We start from the raw sequence: 19,154 nt of genomic DNA, 5'->3' as shown, positions 1-19,154 counted from the left end.
TTTACAATGGTAAGTATTACTCAAAGTCGTGATTTACCGCGTAGCTAATTTAAAGGTCAAAATGTCTCAAGCAATTTATGAATTTCCACTCAATGAAAAGGTACGAATTTACCTCAGACTTGAGCAGTTATTTAAGCAGCTTGAACAGGGCAAAGACGCGGTTGAAGATTGGGAATATATTAACTTTCTAGACTGTTTGTTTACCTTACTAGACCTAACCGACCGCATAGATTTACGCAATGATGTACTCAAAGATATTGAGATACATGAGAAAAACTTAGTCATTTGGTCAAAACATCCCAATATTGACAATGATGCATTGCAGTTTGCACTCCAAAAAATATTACGTCTGCGTGAATCCTTAAGAACTAATAAAAAAATAGGTTCGGAGCTTAAGGAAGATCGTTTGTTGTCCTCTATCCGGCAGCGGTTTTCAATACCAGGTGGTACATGTAGTTTCGACCTACCAAATTTACACTACTGGTTACAACAGCCTATAGCCTTTAAGAAGCAACATGTTTCTGCTTGGTTGAATGAATTAATGCCTATTCAACAGTCAATGGAGGTGACTTTATCTTTTTTAAGAGAAAGAGGGCGGTTTACAAACGTTGAGGCAGAAAAAGGTTTTTACCAAGGAATAGCCGAAGATAAAAATGAATTAATACGAGTGTTGGCCTCTACCGATCAAGGGTATTACCCTATGTTATCGGGCAATAAATATCGATATGCCATTCGTTTTACTTTGTTTATATCTAATATGAATGGTAGTTCGGCTGTAGATTCTACAGTCAATTTTAAATTAGCTTGTTGTTAACGGCTTTTAAAGAGCAATATTATTATGTCTACAATTGTTAATTGCCCCCACTGTAAAGCTAAGGTCAAATGGACAACACTTAGTAAATTTCGTCCTTTTTGTAGTAAACAATGTCAATTAATTGATTTAGGTGAATGGGCTGATGAAGGAAAGTCGATCCCTTGTGGTGGTGGTAAAGATGCTGAAATTACAGAGCTTCCTGATATTGAGGATATCGAAGCTATGTTAAGCCAACAAGACAGGGGCTTTTTCAAAGACTAAATAGGTAATGAGCAATCTTTAATCTATTAAATTGATTATAACTATCTATTTTAATCATTTTTAATATGCACGTTATCTCGCTATTATAATTTCACTTTGAGGCAGTCACCCCATTCAAACTAAACATGTAAGGATAATATATTATGTCTAACCCAAATTTTGAAAACAAAGAAGGCCAAGCCGTTCCTAGTTGTACTTTTCCAGCTCGTGTTAATGATGAGTGGGTAAACTTAACGACTGATGAATTATTTAAAGGTAAAACCGTTGCTGTATTTTCTTTGCCTGGTGCATTTACACCAACATGCTCTTCTACTCATTTACCACGTTACAACGAATTAGCGAATGTATTTAAAGCTAATGGCGTAGATGAAATCGTATGTATGTCTGTAAATGACACATTTGTAATGAACGCATGGGCTGAAGATCAAGAGTCAGAAAACGTAACCCTTATTCCTGATGGTAACGGAGAGTTCACAGAAGGAATGGGCTTACTAGTAGATAAGGCTGACCTTGGTTTTGGAAAGCGTAGTTGGCGCTATTCAATGCTGGTTAAAGATGGCGTAGTAGACAAAATGTTTATTGAACCAGACTTACCAGGCGACCCGTTTGAAGTATCAGACGCTGACACTATGCTTGACTATGTTGCACCAAGTGCAGTTAAGCCTGAGCCAGTGGCTGTGTTAACTAAGCCAGGTTGCCCTTTTTGTGCAAAAGCTAAAAACTTACTAGACGAAAAAGGTTTGGCTTACGAAGAGTTTGTTATGGGACGAGACATTTCGTTTACTGGTCTGAAAGCGTTGTCGGGTAATGAGTCATGGCCTCAGGTATTTATTGGTGGCAAGCTGATTGGTGGTTCAGACGATTTAGAAGCTTACTTTTCATAGTCTTATGTAACGTAAAAAATGGCGCTTTAATAGCGCCATTTTTGTATCTGGAATTTATGGTACTTAAGGGCTAAATAACTACTCATTTTGGTTGGGAAATTACTATTACACCTTCACAACTATTCAAAGGGCGAGAGTTCACTCCTTTAACCGAAGTCTCATCTTCATGTCTGAGACCTTTGATTAATCACTTGAGAAAAAGCTAATTATATTCCTAGGTTAAGGTTGAATCTTTGTAGTGACAAGGATTAGTATGATCTCAATTTAAAACAAGAAATACTTGCAATGAAATCTTTTATTTTCGTGCTGTTTGTTACCACTACTTTTACTAACTTTGTTTTTGCGCAAGGTATTGAGCCGGTTTTGGATAGATTTGATGACATTTATCAGACCGAGCTTGGATCGACCCAAGGCTGCTTAAGTCCTGAGGTAAATGTATTTAGAGTTTGCTCGAGTGTATTAAGGAATGACAAAAATGCACCTTATATTTTGCATCATGGTGCTAAAACTGAAAAAGTGATGGTGTTGTTCCATGGGTTAAGTGACTCGCCTTTTTATTTTCGTTCTATTGCTAAATCTATCCACAAACAAGGCTTTAACGTAGTAGTGGCCTTGTTACCTGGGCATGGAAAAAAAGCTCCTGATGCTGATATGGAAGATTCTGCGCTTGCAGATAGGTGGCGAGCACATATTACTGACGTTACTAATGTGTCTGAAAAGTTGGGTGAAAAAATTTATTTGGGAGGCTTCTCTACGGGAGGGGCATTAGCTTCGGAGCATATTTTACAAAACCCAGAAAAGATTAGTGGGTTAGTGTTATTTTCAGGGGCTTTAGCATTAGATCCAAACGTGGAGTTTATGGCTAAAATATGGGGAATACAGTTATTTGCAAAATTCTTAGATGGTGATTATCAATCCGAAAATGCCAATCTATATAAATACCCCTATGTGGCCCGTTTTGCTGCGTTTGAGTTGGTTGAAGTGATTTTTTCGGTTAGAGAGTTAATAGAGCGGGGGGGAACAGTTGACTTACCTATTTTTGCGGCTCACTCTGTTGCCGATAGAACGACACCAATTGTTGGCGTTAAAAATTTGATAGAGCAGAATCAAGCTAATAGTGTTTTGTATGAGTTACCGAAAGAGCTAGATGTTTGTCATGCTGATGTGGTTATTAACTCACAACAAGTATCTGAAATCGATGTTGATGGCTCACTACTTGAAGAAGTTATGCCCTGTGATGTACCTCAAGCTAACCCTAAGCATACTGAAATGCTAGATAGTTTAATGGTCTTTTTGGCAACGAATTAATGAGCCACTTCGTCGTTTTATTAAGAGGTGTAAATGTTGGCGGCAACAACGTTTTGCCTATGAAGCAGTTATCAGAACTTCTAGTGTCGATGGGCTGTAGTGCTGTTAACACCTATATTCAAAGTGGCAATGTGTCGTTGTTTCATCCGAGTAAGTCTGCAGCTAAGCTGGCTGCAGATATTGCTACCAATATTATGTCAAAATTTGGCTTTACCATTTCTGTGATGGCTTTTACGTTTGAAACCTTTGAACAGCTGGTTAATGCCAACCCTTTTAAGCATTCTGAGCGTGAGCCAAAAACTCTGCATCTATACTTTCTAGAAAAAACTGCGTCTTCTCCAGATTTACAAAGTTTAGAAGCTGTAAAGGCTGAAAGTGAGTCCTTCGCGTTACTTGGAACTGTGCTGTATTTACATGCTCCTGATGGAATTGGCCGCTCTAAGCTTACTGCTAAAATTGAACGCTGCCTTGGGGTGGCTACCACCGCTCGAAATTGGAATACAGTAAGTAAACTATTAAGTTTTGTAGAGACCCAATAACCTTCTGTTTTTAGAAGCGCCTTTAGTCAGTAAGGTGATTTATTGTTATGTATTCGTAAAATAAATGGCGTTTGTTTGAAAGGTATTTAGGCTAAAGGCGGTTTAAGAAACTGTCCTTTAAGTAACGTTGAGCAAATATAATGTCTAATGAATACACCCTCTATGGTGCGCCTATGTCTTTATATACTGGTAAAGCCAGAGCATATTTAAATTATAAGCAGTTACCTTATCAAGAGGTTTTTTCATCTTTAAACGTTTATAAAAATATCATTGTACCCAATACTGGGGTGCGTTTTGTTCCTGTATTAAAAACCCCTTCAGACGAATATTTACAAGACACCGCTTACATTATCGATACACTTGAAAAGGCGCATCCCGGCCGTTCTGTGATCCCTGTTACGGCCCGGCAAAAACTTGTATCCTATTTGTTTGAAACCTGGGGGGATGAATGGTTAGTGATACCAGCTATGCATTATCGATGGAATAAAGAAAATTTCCCCTTCATCTACGAAGAGTTTGGTAAGGTGGTTTTACCTAATATGCCAAGCTTTATTCGCGCGTTTGTTGGTAAAAAAATAGGGGCTAAATTTAAAGGTTTTGTACCTATGTTGGGAATTACGGATAAAACTATTCCTGCTATCGAAGATTGGTATGAAAATCATGTACTGAAACTGCTAAATGAACATTTTGCTGAACATGATTATTTACTTGGGGGTAAGCCTTGCATTGGTGACTTTTCATTAATGGGGCCTTTTTATGCGCATTTATTCCGCGACCCAGCTTCGGGTAAAATTATGAAAGCTATAGCGCCCAATGTTGCTAAATGGGTGCTGAGAATGAACCAAAAAGATGTTTCAGAAGGAGCATATTTAAGTAATGATGAGATACCTACAACTTTAATCCCCTTATTAGAAAGAATGTTTAAAGAGCAATGGCCTGTGTTACAAAGCACAGTTGAACATCTTGAAAAGTGGGACCAGGATAACCCTCAAAGTACGAGCATACCTAGGACCATTGGTGAGCATACCTTTACTATAGGTAATACCACCGAAAAGCGTGCTATTGCTACGTTTCATCAGTGGAAAGTACAGCGGGTGTTGAAATGTTATTATCAATTTAATGGAGCTGAGAAGCCTTCAGTAGATGACTTTTTGACAAATATTGGAGGTTTAGAGTGTATGCAGCTACATATTAAAAATTGGATAATCAGGAAAAACAATCAGCTCACTTTTTCTAACACAGATATTTCATCAATAGGATTATAAATGCATTTAGTTTGCTCTCATTGTTTTGCTATTAATCGCATACCAGAAGACAAAGATCACGCTTTAGCAAAGTGTGGAAAGTGCAAAAGTCTAGCAGTGCCCATTACGACTGTTGAATTAACGGATCTTAATTTTTATCGTTATATCGAAAAGAATGACTTACCTGTTATTGTTGATTTTTGGGCAAGCTGGTGTGGACCTTGTAAAGCAATGGCTCCCGCTTTTGAAAATGTAGCTAAGCAGTCTGATTCAATTTTATTTGCAAAGGTTAACACTGAATTAGCTCAACAGGTTTCTACAGCGGCTACCATAAGAAGTATTCCGACTTTAATATTTTTTCATCATGGAAAAGAGATTGATAGGCTCTCTGGTGGCTTGAGTGAACAACAGTTAAAAGCATGGGTTATGAAATGTGTGCAAAAACTTAATTAACGGTAATGACTGCAGAAAAATAAATCGTCCATTTTACTATTGCTGCCAAGGTTTTATTTGTCGGCAGCAACTTAACTATGTAAAAACTCTATGTAAGTAGTTATTTCAGCGCTGCTATAACTGATATTTCTACCAATAGTTCAGGTCTTGCCATCGAAGCTTGTACACAGGCTCTAGCGGGAGCGTATCCTTCTGGAACCCAGTTGTCCCAAACTTGATTCATGACGGCGAAGTCCTGCATATCTTTAATGTAGAGGGTGGCACTGAGCATATGCTCCTTATCACTTCCTGCGTCTACTAATAATTGCTCTACTTTACCAAGCATAGTTTGAGTTTGCTGTTCGATTCCTTGAGTTGCATCTGCACAAACTTGTCCACATAAGTAAACGGTACCTTGGTGAATAACGATACGACTCATTCGTTGCTTAGTTTCTTTGCGAATTATAGCGTCATTGCTTTTCTCTGATGCTGGCAATGAGGTTGATGATTGTATCGAAATATTAATTGAGGTTTCAACCGGTCCGCAGAATAAATGCGCATAACGAGATTCTCGTTTACCTGGCTCTCGTTCTAGCTTGGTAACCAGTTGTAAATCATTTAATGCTTGTAACGTATTAAGCGAGGTTTCAACCTCATCCACATTAGCGAATTCTGCTAATCGGTTTGTGCGAGTTCTTAATTCACCTGGAGTTTGTGGCCCGCGCAATAACATCACGCATATAATGGCGAGCTGTTGGCGACTAAATTTAAGGTCACTAAATTCGGTATTGCAAAACCTGTGTTTATACTTAGTCACCCTGCTGCCAGAGCTGGTTTGCTCAAAAATTAACTTCTTAACACGAAGTTCATCTAAGGTATTTTGAACCTCAGACTCAGTTAAATGCATAACGGGGTCACGGTTACTTTTTTGGTTACAGCCTAACGTTAGGCCGTTCAAAGACAAAGGATATTGATCTGGTGTGGTGATTTCTTTTTCGAGTAACACACCAATAATCCGAGCTTGAAGAGGCGTTAGTTGCATAAGCATTTTATAATTCCTTTGGTACGACTAGTTGCCTGTATTATACGGGGTAAGTGGATTTAGATTACATACGCAGACTTAAATAGACTTATAGAAATTTGAATAATCCATAGTGAAAAAAGTCTAATGAATTTAGATGTAATCAAAATGATTGCATTTTCTGATGTGGTGATTTAATCTCTAGATATCGACTCATAATGAGTCTTACTATGAAGGTGTGAGAAATGACCGAGAATACTGAAACTAAACAAACTTTAGCTGATCTGCCCCATGCACAACGTGACCGTTTAGCTTTTATCGACTTTAGTTTACAGTTTTTTGGGCATGTTGCGCGTACCGATCTTATACAACGCTTTAAAACTGGATTGGCGGCGAGTACTCGAGATTTTAGTACCTATAAAGCATTAGCTACAGACAATCTTGTGCTACAACATCAGACTAAAAGCTATCACCGGACTGAAAAGTTCCAAGCTCTCTTTAAACATGATCCCGAAGTTATACTGTCATCCTTAAGCCGTGGTTTTGGTAATGGTATATCTACAGGTGTTCAGCCGACAGAACAATGCTTTGATGCTGTGCGCTTGATCCACCCCAGTACTCAGATCATCAGTGGTTTGATGCGAGCCATACACAACAAGAAAGCAATCAAGTGTGGTTACGTATCGGTAAGTTCTGGAGAAACAATAAGAGCAATTGTTCCTCATTCGTTAGTTAACAATGGGCATAGATGGCATGTTCGTGCATATGATAGAAAAAACAATAAATTTAGAGATTTTGTTTGTACTCGTTTTACTTTTGTTGACGTGATGGAAGACTCTCTGCATGTTCATGAAGCCAGTCCTTATGATGAACAATGGAACCAATTAATAGAGCTAGTACTTATTCCTCATCCCAACCTGAAACAATCTACAGCAATTGAAATGGATTATAGTATGAGTGAAGGGGTCTTAAAGGTTCAACAACGTGCTGCTGTTGCGGCTTATGTCTTACGTCAATGGCAGGTTGATTGCTCCCAAGATTATGCACTTTACGACAGTGGCTGCCAATTGGCTCTCGATAATTTGGATGCCTTAAAGTTTATTGAGAATGTCGCTTTAGTTCTTAGTTAAGTGAGGGGACTCCTATTGTAAATTAGGCTTTTTTTAACGTTGGCTAGTTGTTTATTCAAGTTCTCAGGTTAAAGGGCTTTTAGAAGAATATCTAATGAATAAATTGGTCTAACTAATCCTATCTTTTACCTTTCTAAATGCGTAAGTTTCTGTTATTTTCTCATCCAAATAGACGTCCAGATGTCTTTAATTGCCATTCTTAAGTGGGAACCCTTATGAGCAAAGTGTCATTACCTAAAGAAAAAATTAAAATATTGTTATTAGAAGGCTTACATCAGAGCGCGGTTGATACTCTGCATGCTAACGGCTACGAAAACATTGAGTACCTAAAAACGTCGCTTCCTGAAGATGAATTAATTGAAAAAATTAAAGATGTTCACTTTATTGGTATTCGCTCTCGTACTCAGTTAACCGAAGCGGTTATTAATGCTGCTAATAAGTTAGTGGCAGTGGGCTGCTTTTGTATAGGTACTAACCAAGTAGATTTAAATGCCACACAAAAGCGCGGTATTCCTGTGTTTAATGCTCCATTTTCAAATACTCGCTCTGTGGCTGAGTTGGCTTTAGGGCAAATGATCCTTTTACTGCGAGATATCCCAGCGAAGAATGCTAAAGCCCATCGTGGCGTGTGGGACAAGAGTGCTGTTGGCTCTTATGAAGCAAGAAGTAAAACCCTAGGCATTATTGGTTATGGTCACATTGGTACCCAGTTAAGTATTTTGGCTGAGCACTTAGGTATGCGAGTACAATTTTTTGATATTGAAAGTAAACTGGTTTTAGGTAATTCGACTCAGGTTAAAACCTTAGAAGATTTATTAAATACATCAGATGTGGTGAGCCTACATGTACCGGAAACTGTGCAAACTCAAAATATGTTTGGTTCCAAAGAGTTTGCCATGATGAAAGACGGCGCAATTTTGATGAATGCAGCTCGAGGTACCATTATTGACATTGAAGCGTTAGTTGCTGCGTTAGAGAGTGGCAAGCTTTCAGGAGCTGCTATCGACGTTTTTCCTGTTGAGCCAAAATCAAACAAAGAGCTTTTTGAATCGCCACTGACTAAATTTGAAAATGTTATTTTAACACCACATGTGGGTGGTAGCACTCAGGAAGCCCAGCAAAATATCGGCATTGAAGTTGCCGGTAAACTGGCTAAATATAGTGATAATGGCTCTACATTGTCAGCTGTTAATTTTCCAGAAGCATCATTACCGGAGCACACTGGTCGCTCTCGTTTATTGCATATTCATAAGAATGCACCGGGTGTTTTGACACAAATAAACCAAGCGTTTGCTGAAAAAGGCTTAAATATCGCCGCGCAATACTTACAAACTAATGAAAATATTGGTTATGTGGTCATTGATGTTGAAGCGGATGATGCCGGCGAGGCGTTTGAGCAGTTATTAAAAATTGACGGCACTATTAAAACTAGAATATTGCATTAATTAAATAGTTTTGATGACAGCTGAGTCTTGGCTGTCATCAAACATCTTCAAGTGACATCACTGAACTTAGTTTAATATTTAATCTCAATGGTTTCTATAAGTCGCCGTGAATTGCTTGTAACGCTGATATGGACGTTAATGCAGCTGTTTCTGTACGTAAAACTCTAGGACCCAACTGCACAGTTTGAAAGCCGTTCTGTTCGGTCTTATAAATTTCTTGATCAGTAAAGCCACCTTCAGGTCCAATTAGTAACCTTACTCCTGCTGTAGGCATTGAAATATGTCTGAAAGCTTGCTCTGCTCTTGGGTGTAATGTCAGCCTTAATTGGTTGGTTGACATAGTTACCCAATCTGAAAAAAGTGTTGGAGGGTTGAGTATAGGCAGAACATTTCTGCCACTTTGTTCACATGCTCCAATCGCCACTTTCATCCATTGCTCATGCTTTTTCATCCAACGTTGTTGGTTAAGTTTAACACCGCAACGTTCTGTAATTAGTGGAGTGATTTCTTTAACGCCTAACTCGACAGATTTTTGAATAACCCACTCCATACGATCCCCGCGGGATACTCCTTGGGCTAAATGAATATCTAATGACGATTCAATACTAATTGATAACTTAGAGTCAATACAGGCAACTACTTTACGCTTGGTAACTTCTACAAGGTGTGCGCAATATTCATTACCATCACCGTTAAATAAAACTACGGCTTGACCCTCTTTGGCTCTAAGTACATTGCATAAATGATTTGTTGCATCGTCTGTGAGTATTATTTGACTTTCTACTGACAATTGATTGGGATAAAAAACTCTGATGATACGCATGGGGGATACTCAATTTTTTACAAATGTTATCAAGTAGTAGTGTAAAGCAAAACTGAGTATTAAAAATAATAATGTTAAACAAGCTTTTGTTTGACCTACGTGGTGGTTGGCTTTAGTTTATTTCAATCGCATAATGACTAGAAAACGATTGTTTTGGCCCTTCTTTTGAGGTTATCACAGATGCGTTTTTTCGAGCATATTTAGTATGCTTGCCTTTATCCCTTGAGAAGGAAAAAACGAAAAGTGACATCAAACATATAGCTAATATATAAATTAATAACATTCTCAATTCCTTTAAAAATATTAAGAGCATCTAATAATACATCTTTTGATAGTGTAACATTATTTTTTTGTGTTTAAAAAGTATTCAATGACTTGGCTTACTCCAGTTAAATTTTAAGTGTTGAAATTTCACAGGGTTGTCAAATCAAGTTTATAAAATTAGTATTTTAGTATAATAAATCACTATTCTTCTGGCTTTTGCATTGTTGAATATTTATGCTTGCGGCAGTTTTTGAGCTTGGCTTTAAACAAGTTCTGATTATTATAAAAAATGGAGAAACATATGTTTGATTTTGAAGCGGATAAAATTTCCCAAATGGTTGATACCTATATCATTCCATGGGGTATTAATATCGTTTTTGCTTTACTTATTTATATTATAGGTAAGATGGTTGTTGGCGTATTAATTGGCGTCTTTGGTAAAGTGATGGCTCGTTCTAAATATGACGACATGCTTATCGATTTTATTAAAGCAATCCTCAGAGCGATATTAATGCTATTTGTAATAGTTGCGTCATTAGACCGACTAGGTGTTGATACAACTTCGCTTGTTGCCATTTTAGGTGCTGCAGGTTTAGCTATTGGTTTGTCTTTACAGGGATCTTTGCAAAACTTTGCTGCCGGTGTAATGCTACTTGTATTCCGACCATTTAAAGCGGGAGATTTTATCGAAGCTGGCGGTGCTGTAGGTGTGGTTAAAAGTATCAGTATCTTCACTACTGTTATGACCACTGGTGATAATAAAGAAATTATCGTTCCTAATGGTTCAATTTATGGTGGCAACATTACTAACTACTCTGCAAAAGAAACTCGTCGAGTAGACATGGTTGTTGGTATTGGTTATGACAGCGATTTAAAGAAAGCTAAAGCAATTCTTAATGAAATGGTTGCTGCTGACGATCGTATATTAAAAGATCCTGCACCAACAGTTGCAGTTGCAGAATTAGCTGATAGTAGTGTTAATTTTGTGGTTCGTCCTTGGGTTGCCTCAGGTGACTTCTGGCCAGTGAAGTTTGACTTTACAGAAGCTGTTAAATTACGTTTTGATGAAGAAGGTATTTCTATCCCATTCCCTCAAATGGATGTACATGTGCACAAAGACGACTAATTTTTAGTTGGATTAAAAAAGCCGCTTTTTTTAGCGGCTTTTTTGTACCTAAGCTTTACCTGATAATTTTAACTACACTTGGGTTTAGTTGTGGCGGCATTGTAAAATAGCATTGCATTAGCCATGTTTTTGCTTAGGTTACTGATGCGCGTAGTGGGTAATGGATGGGTTGATAAGAGCTCTGGTTGTCTGTTATCGCCACTCGCTTTTGCCATATTTTCCCAAAGCGTAATTGACTCTTTAGGATCAAATCCGGCTCTGGCCATAAGTTCTAACCCTATTAAATCTGCCTCTGTTTCGTGAGTTCTACCAAAAGGTAATTGCACCCCAACTTGTACACCAAGGCCTAAGCCTGCCATGATGACATTACTACTGGCAATTTTGTTTGTCTGCAATAACTGATTGGTCACTTCTAAGCCAACACCTATTAAGGCACTGCTAGACATTCTTTCATTACCATGTTCTGCGATAACATGACCGACTTCGTGCCCTATGACTGCGGCTAGTTGATCTTGGTTTGTTGCCACTCCCATTAAACCTGTATAAACCCCTATCTTTCCACCTGGTAAAGCAAAAGCATTGATTTGTGGCTCATCAAATACGACTAACTCCCACTCTCCTGCAAACACTGAGTTTGGTACATGCTGCGTAATGGCGTCTGCAATACATTGGACATATTGGTTAGACACTATTTGGTTTGAAACGTTTTGCTCGGATTTCATGCTGTCAAAAGCTTGTTCTCCCATCCCTGCTAGTTGAGAGCTCGAGTAAAGTTTCAACTGGTTTCTACCAGTAGGGGATTTGGCGCAGGCAGTGCTTAAAATTAAACAGGTTAAAATACAAAGTTTGTTATAGGTGCGTAACATGACAAGGTCGCTCCTTTGGTGCTTTAGATGAATAAAATAAGATCATACATTGATTTTCACTGCATGTTACCTGTCTATTTAGAATGCTAGTGAATACGGGATGTCAAAGAGGTTACTTTGCTATTAATGCCAGAGGCAAAATTCTTGCTTTTGATGGCTATGAGAAAGTAATTAAAAGCCCCCAGTAAAAGCTGAGGCAGTTACGGGAGGCTTTAATGAGTCGCTGATTAGATGCTAGCTTTAAGCTTTTCAGCCAAATCTGTTTGTTCCCAAGGAAACTCATCTCGGCCAAAGTGGCCATAAGCGGCTGTCGCTTGGTAGATAGGGCGTTCTAGGTCTAACATTTGAATAAGACCATGAGGTCTTAATTCAAAATGGTCACGGATTAACTTAGCGAGCAAAGTATCTGATACCTTCCCTGTACCAAAAGTTTCAATATTAATTGAAGTGGGTTCGGCAACACCGATTGCATAAGAAATTTGAATTTCGCACTTATCAGCTAAACCCGCTGCAACTATGTTTTTAGCAACATAACGACCGGCGTATGCGGCAGATCTATCTACTTTTGATGGATCTTTTCCTGAAAACGCTCCGCCACCATGCCTTGCCATACCTCCATAGGTATCAACAATAATTTTACGACCTGTTAAGCCACAATCGCCCATTGGTCCGCCAATCACAAAGCGACCTGTGGGATTGATAAAGAACTTGGTATCTTTTGATAGCCACTTTTCTGGCAGAACTGGTTTGATTATTTCTTCCATAACCGCTTCTCTAAGATCTGCAGTGCTTATACTCTCATCATGTTGAGTGGATAACACCACGGCATCAATACCAACCGGTTTGTTATTTTCATATACAAAAGTAACTTGGCTTTTAGCATCTGGGCGTAACCAGGCCAAAGTGCCATTTTTACGAACTTCAGCTTGGCGTTTTACCAAGCGGTGAGAATAAGTAATCGGCGCAGGCATGAGTACATCTGTTTCGTTGCTTGCATAGCCGAACATCAGACCTTGGTCACCTGCACCTTGTTCTTCAGGTGACGTGCGGTCAACTCCTTGGTTGATATCTGGAGATTGTTTACCGATTGCATTAAGAATGGCACACGAATCGGCATCAAAGCCCATATCAGAGTGAACATAGCCAATCTCTCTTACTGTCTTTCTGGTAATTTCTTCGATGTCTACCCAAGCTGAAGTCGTGACTTCGCCACCGACTAAAACCATACCTGTCTTAACGAAGGTTTCACAAGCAACTCTAGCTTTTGGATCTTGGGTTAAGATAGCATCGAGTACTGCATCGGATATTTGATCTGCAATTTTATCCGGGTGTCCTTCAGAAACAGACTCTGAAGTAAAAAGGTGTGATGTCATAGAACTGCCTCGTTTGATCAGTGTTAAAGCCTTTATTTGATTTTGCTATTCTAACAATATTTTTAACAAATACCAGTCTTTACATCTAGACGTCCAAACGTCCATGAATTTTATTCTACTAAGGTGTAAATAAAATTCATATATAAATGACGATTCATACACGATTTGCCGTTGCAGTTAATGTCAGCCTAATACAAAATGGATTATTATATTTGGAATAAGCTTTAGTTTTAAATTATTCCCCCTACATCAAAACGTTAGTCAGGAGACAACATGTCAACACGCCAAAATCTTGCCAATGCCATTCGTGCTTTAAGTATGGATGCTGTACAACAAGCCAACTCAGGTCATCCTGGGGCGCCATTAGGTATGGCTGATATTGCAGAAGTGCTTTGGGGTGACTATTTGCAACATAACCCTAGCAATCCAGATTGGGCAAATAGAGACAGGTTTGTGCTTTCAAATGGCCATGGTTCGATGTTGATTTACTCGCTGTTACATCTATCAGGTTACGCTCTTCCGATTGAAGAGCTAAAGAACTTTCGCCAATTACACTCAAAAACCCCTGGTCATCCAGAATATGGTTATGCTCCCGGTGTAGAAACTACTACGGGCCCATTGGGGCAAGGGATCAGTAATGCTGTAGGTATGGCTATTGCTGAAAAAACCTTAGCGGCTCAATTTAATAAACCTGATTTCGATATTGTTGACCATTTCACATATTGCTTCTTAGGCGATGGGTGTTTAATGGAAGGTATTTCTCATGAAGCGTGTTCATTGGCAGGTACCCTTGGCTTGGGCAAGTTAGTCGCGTTTTGGGATGACAACGGAATTTCTATAGATGGTCATGTTGAAGGTTGGTTTACAGATAATACGCCTGCTCGTTTTGAATCTTACGGATGGCACGTTATTGCAGGTGTTGATGGTCATGATCCAGACGCAATCGCCGCTGCAATTGATGCTGCAAAAGCAGAAACGACCAAACCTACTTTGATTTGTTGTAAAACTATTATTGGTTTTGGCTCACCTAATAAGTCAGGTAGTCACGATTGTCATGGTGCACCACTAGGTGATGATGAAATCAAAGCTGCTCGCGAATTCTTAAAGTGGCCACATGCGCCTTTCGAAATTCCTGCTGATGTTTACGAAGGCTGGGATGCAAAAGCGTCTGGCGCAGAGAAAGAACAGGCTTGGAACGAGAGTTTCAGCGCCTATGAAAGTGCTCATCCTGAGCTAGCTGCGGAGCTAACTCGTCGTTTGGCGGGTGACTTACCAGCAGATTTTGCTGAAAAAGCGGATGCATTTATTCAGGCATCTCAAGACAAAGCTGAAAATGTTGCAAGTCGTAAAGCATCTCAAAACTCTATTGAAGCCTTCGCTACCTTGTTACCTGAAGTACTAGGGGGGTCTGCTGATTTAGCTGGTTCAAATTTAACAATATGGTCTGGTACCAAAGGGATCTCTGCAGATGATGCTAGCGGTAATTATCTATATTACGGGGTTCGTGAATTTGGTATGAGCGGTATCATGAATGGTATCGGCCTACATGGTGGGTTTAGACCCTTTGGCGCGACCTTTTTAATGTTTATGGAATACGCCAGAAATGCTGTACGTATGGCGTCTTTGATGGGCATTCCTAATATTTTTGTTTATACCCATGATTCTATTGGTCAAGGTGAAGATGGTCCTACACACCAGCCTATTGAGCAGGTAGCTAACCTGCGTTTAACACCTAACCTCAATACTTGGCGTCCATGTGATGGTGCTGAAACAGCTGTGGCTTGGAAGTCATCACTTGAGCGTAAAGATGGCCCGTCAGCATTGGTGTTTAGTCGTCAAGGTTTACCCGCTCAAGCACGTGATGCAGCGCAGTTAGCTAATATTGCTAAAGGTGGATATGTCTTAAAAGATTGCGAAGGCTCACCAGATGTTATCTTGATTGCTACTGGCTCTGAAGTAGGTATTACTGTTGAAGCTGCTGAACAATTAACTGCAACAGGTAAAGCTGTACGTGTAGTCTCTATGCCATCAACAAGTGTCTTCGATAAGCAGGATGCTGAGTATAAAGAGTCTGTATTACCGCGTGCTGTGACAAAACGTGTGGCAGTTGAAGCGGCACATGTTGATTTTTGGTATAAATATGTTGGCTTTGATGGCGCAGTGGTGGGTATGTCTACGTTCGGTGAGTCTGCGCCGGGTGCAGCTTTATTAAAATTGTTTGGTATAACTACTGAGGCAGTCGTTAAAGCTGCCCAAGAACTTTAATATAAGCTCTTGTTTTATTTGCTAAGTATTTAAACTTTAAGGCGCATTTATGCGCCTTTGTTGTTGGTTTAAGTCTATTTTAAAAGGGTGTTATGTTACGTATCGCAATAAATGGTTTTGGACGAATTGGCCGCAATGTAGTGCGTGCACTTTATGAAACTAAACGTAATCAAAGTATTCAAGTTGTTGCGATTAATGAAATCGCTGAGCCTGAAGGTATAGCTCACTTACTTAAGTATGATACTTCCCATGGTAGATTTGGATTTCCTGTTACCTTAGATGGTGAAGTATTGAAAGTGGGGAATGACAGCATCCAATTATTACAGTATGAAAATATTAAAGATTTACCTTGGGAACAACTAGGTATTGATTTGGTACTTGAGTGCACAGGTATTCATAATGACCGCACAGATGGCCAAGCCCATCTAAATCAAGGGGCCAAAAAGGTTTTGTTTTCTCAACCCTGTGGTCCAGATATGGATGCCACTGTAATTTTTGGTGTTAATGATGTTGAATTGACTGATAATGATAGTATTGTTTCATGCGGCTCTTGTACCACTAACTGTATCGTACCTGTTATTCAGGTATTAGATGATGCATTTGGAGTACAAAGTGGCACAGTGACTACAATCCATTCATCTATGCATGATCAACAGGTTATAGATGCTTATCATACTGATTTGCGTAGAACCCGAGCTGCCAGTCAATCGATTATACCGGTTGATACTAAATTGGCGGTAGGTATAGAACGTATTCTTCCAAAGTTCGCGGGTAAATTCGAAGCCATAGCTGTGCGAGTACCTACTATCAATGTTAGTGCAATGGATTTAAGTGTTACTGTTGAAAAGTGTTTAAACGTTAAGGATGTAAATCAGGCGTTTAAAGCAGCTAAAAATAGGCATTTAAAAGGAATTTTAGATTATACGGAAGAGCCACTCGTATCTGTTGATTTCAATCACGACCCCCATTCTTGTATAGTGGATGGAAGTCAGACTCGAGTCAGCCATAAACAGTTAGTCAAAACCCTAGTTTGGTGTGATAACGAATGGGGGTTTGCGAATAGAATGATAGACACCGCGGAGGCTATGTTCAAAAAAGCTTAGGGTTTATTAATACAGTAATTCAATTTTGTAAATTAAAGGTAAAGTATGTCCATATTAAAAATGTCTGAGCTAGATTTAGCTGGTAAAAGAGTTCTTATTCGTCAAGATTTAAATGTGCCCATCAAAGATGGTGTAGTTACGTCTGATGCACGTATTCGCGCGTCATTACCTACGATAAAAGCAGCTGTTGCCGCCGGTGCGAAAGTTATGGTTATGTCTCATCTAGGACGTCCAACAGAAGGCGAATACGCTGATGAGTTTTCTCTGCTACCCGTTGTTAATTATTTACAAGCCAAGACTGACCTAAAAGTGAGTTTGGAAAAAGATTACCTTAGCGGTGTAGAGCTTGATGCGGGTGAAGTTGTTGTTTTAGAAAATGTGCGTTTTAATTCAGGTGAGAAGAAAGACGATGAAGCCTTGGCAAAACAATATGCTGCACTTTGTGATGTATATGTGATGGATGCATTTGGAACCGCTCACCGAGCCCAAGCTTCTACACATGGTGTTGGTTTGTTTGCTCCCATCGCGTGTGCCGGCCCCTTATTAGATGGTGAGTTAACAGCATTAGGCAAAGCTTTACATAACCCAGAGCGTCCTTTGGTGGCGATTGTTGGTGGCTCTAAAGTGTCAACTAAGCTTACGGTATTAGATGCCTTATCTAAAATAGCGGATCAACTAGTTGTAGGCGGAGGTATTTCTAACACGTTTGTTGCCGCAAGGGGAAACAACGTAGGTTTGTCACTTTATGAGAAAGACCTGATCCCTGAAGCGAAACGACTAATGGAGTCGTTAGATATACCTGAAACAGTAGACGTTAGAGTGGGTAAAAACTTTTCTGACACCGAACCCGCTGTTATAAAAGATGTGGGTCAAGTTCAAGATGATGAAGAAATCATGGATTACGGCCCTCAAACAGCTGCTAATGTTGCTGCTGTATTAGCTGGCGCAAAAACGATATTATGGAATGGCCCATGTGGTGTATTTGAGTTTGATAATTTCGCCAAAGGGACAGAAGTTGTCGCTAATGCAATCGCTGAAAGTCAGGCATTTTCAATCGCTGGTGGTGGTGACACACTAGCGGCAATTGATAAATGGGACCTAAGTGATAAAATTTCTTATATTTCTACTGGTGGTGGTGCGTTCCTTGAGTTTGTTGAAGGTAAAGTTTTACCAGCGGTAGCTATGTTAGAATCAAGAGCCTCTTAAAATAGGCCTATAAATAAGAACAAATAGAAAAGCAATAAAGCTTTCAGTTCAGGGCAATGATGCCCAGTAATATAAACCCTACAAATCAACTAAATGTTGGTTAAAACAGTACTAAAAGGAGTGTCACATATGGCATCACAAGTTCAATTAGACATGCTTGCAAAGATTGACGCAGAAACAGGATTTATTGCAGCTTTGGATCAAAGTGGTGGTAGTACGCCAAAAGCCTTAGCTATTTATGGTGTAGAGCCATCAGAATACGAAGGTGACGAAGAGATGTTTACTAAGGTGCATGAAATGCGCACTCGAATAATTACATCTAGCGTTTTTAATGGAGAAAGAGTATTAGGTGCTATTTTGTTTGAAAATACACTTGATAGAGAAATTGAAAGCCAAAGTACTGCTAGTTACCTATGGAATGTCAAACAAGTTGTTCCATTCTTGAAAGTTGATAAAGGACTCGAAGCTGAAGTTAATGGTGCTCAACTTTTAAAACCTATTGCTGATTTAGATAACTTACTTACTAAAGCCAATGCTCAAAATGTATTTGGTACAAAGATGCGTTCAGTTGTTAAGCTAGCTAATGAAGAAGGCATTGAAGCCGTTATTGCACAGCAATTTGATGTAGCTAAACAAATTTTGGCTGCTGGCCTTATGCCAATTATTGAGCCAGAAGTTGATATTCATAGTCCTGAAAAAACAGAAGCAGAAGCTCTGTTAAAGGCGTCTATATTATCTCACTTAGATAAATTAGATGCTGATCAACAAGTGATGTTAAAACTGACCTTGCCAAATGAAGCAAACTTCTATGAAGATCTTGTGAAACACCCTAAAGTACTGAAAGTTGTTGCTTTATCTGGTGGTTACTCGAGAGAAGATGCGAATGACAAGCTAACTGGTAATATTGGTATGATTGCTAGTTTCTCTCGTGCATTATCTGAAGGGCTAAGTGCAAAACAAAGTGATGCTGATTTTGACGCGACTATGGACGCTTCAATTGAAAGCATTTATCAAGCTTCTAAAAGTTAAGCTGTTTTGATAGCATAATTT

18 protein-coding genes are annotated in these 19,154 nt (G+C 39.2%); 14 read left to right on the top strand and 4 right to left on the bottom strand.

All coding sequences use genetic code 11. The annotated features are described in order from the left end of the window. The first annotated feature begins 61 nt into the window (after positions 1-61). The 7 genes from zapD (at position 62) to trxC (ending at position 5,503) form a co-directional block, all read left to right on the top strand. Entirely contained in the window at positions 62-814 is a 753-nt protein-coding gene (gene zapD, locus ABJD71_RS13130) for a cell division protein ZapD (protein ID WP_348170030.1), read from the top strand. A 24-nt stretch (positions 815-838) separates the two neighbouring features. Beyond that, positions 839-1,075, top strand: a complete 237-nt coding sequence (gene yacG / locus ABJD71_RS13125) for a DNA gyrase inhibitor YacG (RefSeq protein ID WP_348170027.1) — start codon at positions 839-841, stop codon at positions 1,073-1,075. A gap of 143 nt (positions 1,076-1,218) precedes the next feature. Further along, the gene (locus ABJD71_RS13120; RefSeq protein WP_348170024.1) at positions 1,219-1,959 is read left to right on the top strand and encodes a glutathione peroxidase; all 741 of its coding nucleotides are present in this window, start codon (positions 1,219-1,221) and stop codon (positions 1,957-1,959) included. Positions 1,960-2,244: 285 nt separating this feature from the next. Beyond that, on the top strand, positions 2,245-3,267 hold the full coding sequence (locus tag ABJD71_RS13115; protein ID WP_348170021.1) for an alpha/beta fold hydrolase: 1,023 nt from the start codon (positions 2,245-2,247) through the stop codon (positions 3,265-3,267). Next, a complete protein-coding gene (locus ABJD71_RS13110; protein WP_348170018.1) occupies positions 3,267-3,806 on the top strand; it encodes a DUF1697 domain-containing protein in 540 nt (179 codons plus the stop codon). The genes ABJD71_RS13115 and ABJD71_RS13110 overlap by 1 nt, the downstream gene beginning before the upstream one ends. 140 nt (positions 3,807-3,946) lie before the next feature. After that, positions 3,947-5,071, top strand: a complete 1,125-nt coding sequence (locus ABJD71_RS13105; RefSeq protein WP_348170015.1) for a glutathione S-transferase — start codon at positions 3,947-3,949, stop codon at positions 5,069-5,071. Continuing rightward, a complete protein-coding gene (gene trxC, locus ABJD71_RS13100) occupies positions 5,072-5,503 on the top strand; it encodes a thioredoxin TrxC (protein ID WP_348170012.1) in 432 nt (143 codons plus the stop codon). A gap of 100 nt (positions 5,504-5,603) precedes the next feature. On the opposite strand, the gene ABJD71_RS13095 is transcribed toward trxC, so the two are convergent. Beyond that, positions 5,604-6,524 carry a DUF480 domain-containing protein gene (locus tag ABJD71_RS13095; protein ID WP_348170495.1) on the bottom strand — a complete coding sequence of 307 codons (921 nt, stop codon included), beginning with the start codon at positions 6,522-6,524 and terminating at the stop codon, positions 5,604-5,606. A gap of 224 nt (positions 6,525-6,748) precedes the next feature. Here ABJD71_RS13095 and ABJD71_RS13090 point away from each other — a divergent pair, with 224 nt between their 5' ends. Next, complete coding sequence (locus tag ABJD71_RS13090) at positions 6,749-7,633, top strand: WYL domain-containing protein (protein WP_348170009.1); 885 nt, start codon at positions 6,749-6,751, stop codon at positions 7,631-7,633. A 215-nt stretch (positions 7,634-7,848) separates the two neighbouring features. Next, positions 7,849-9,078: a phosphoglycerate dehydrogenase gene (gene serA / locus ABJD71_RS13085; RefSeq protein WP_348170006.1), complete on the top strand. Its 1,230-nt coding sequence runs from the start codon at positions 7,849-7,851 to the stop codon at positions 9,076-9,078. Between the two features lie 94 nt (positions 9,079-9,172). On the opposite strand, the gene ABJD71_RS13080 is transcribed toward serA, so the two are convergent. Then, positions 9,173-9,901 carry a 16S rRNA (uracil(1498)-N(3))-methyltransferase gene (locus ABJD71_RS13080; protein ID WP_348170003.1) on the bottom strand — a complete coding sequence of 243 codons (729 nt, stop codon included), beginning with the start codon at positions 9,899-9,901 and terminating at the stop codon, positions 9,173-9,175. Between the two features lie 565 nt (positions 9,902-10,466). Here ABJD71_RS13080 and ABJD71_RS13075 point away from each other — a divergent pair. Further along, on the top strand, positions 10,467-11,291 hold the full coding sequence (locus tag ABJD71_RS13075) for a mechanosensitive ion channel domain-containing protein (protein ID WP_348170000.1): 825 nt from the start codon (positions 10,467-10,469) through the stop codon (positions 11,289-11,291). 68 nt (positions 11,292-11,359) lie between these two features. On the opposite strand, the gene ABJD71_RS13070 is transcribed toward ABJD71_RS13075, so the two are convergent. Both ABJD71_RS13070 and metK read right to left on the bottom strand, forming a co-directional pair. Continuing rightward, positions 11,360-12,157, bottom strand: coding sequence for a M48 family metallopeptidase (locus tag ABJD71_RS13070; protein WP_348169997.1), 798 nt, complete (start codon positions 12,155-12,157; stop codon positions 11,360-11,362). Between the two features lie 227 nt (positions 12,158-12,384). Then, on the bottom strand, positions 12,385-13,530 hold the full coding sequence (gene metK / locus ABJD71_RS13065) for a methionine adenosyltransferase (RefSeq protein WP_348169994.1): 1,146 nt from the start codon (positions 13,528-13,530) through the stop codon (positions 12,385-12,387). Positions 13,531-13,803: 273 nt separating this feature from the next. On the opposite strand from metK, the gene tkt reads away from it, so the two are divergent. From tkt to ABJD71_RS13045, 4 genes are all read left to right on the top strand, one after another. After that, the gene (gene tkt / locus ABJD71_RS13060; protein WP_348169991.1) at positions 13,804-15,795 is read left to right on the top strand and encodes a transketolase; all 1,992 of its coding nucleotides are present in this window, start codon (positions 13,804-13,806) and stop codon (positions 15,793-15,795) included. A gap of 92 nt (positions 15,796-15,887) precedes the next feature. After that, the gene (epd, locus tag ABJD71_RS13055; protein WP_348169989.1) at positions 15,888-16,898 is read left to right on the top strand and encodes an erythrose-4-phosphate dehydrogenase; all 1,011 of its coding nucleotides are present in this window, start codon (positions 15,888-15,890) and stop codon (positions 16,896-16,898) included. Between the two features lie 45 nt (positions 16,899-16,943). Continuing rightward, complete coding sequence (locus ABJD71_RS13050) at positions 16,944-18,104, top strand: phosphoglycerate kinase (protein ID WP_348169986.1); 1,161 nt, start codon at positions 16,944-16,946, stop codon at positions 18,102-18,104. Positions 18,105-18,233: 129 nt separating this feature from the next. Next, on the top strand, positions 18,234-19,133 hold the full coding sequence (locus tag ABJD71_RS13045; protein ID WP_348169983.1) for a fructose bisphosphate aldolase: 900 nt from the start codon (positions 18,234-18,236) through the stop codon (positions 19,131-19,133). Positions 19,134-19,154 lie beyond the last annotated feature (21 nt).

It is taken from the genome of Paraglaciecola sp. (genome assembly GCF_039943935.1).
Taxonomy (GTDB): domain Bacteria; phylum Pseudomonadota; class Gammaproteobacteria; order Enterobacterales; family Alteromonadaceae; genus Paraglaciecola.
This window is presented reverse-complemented; position numbering and strand designations above follow the sequence as displayed.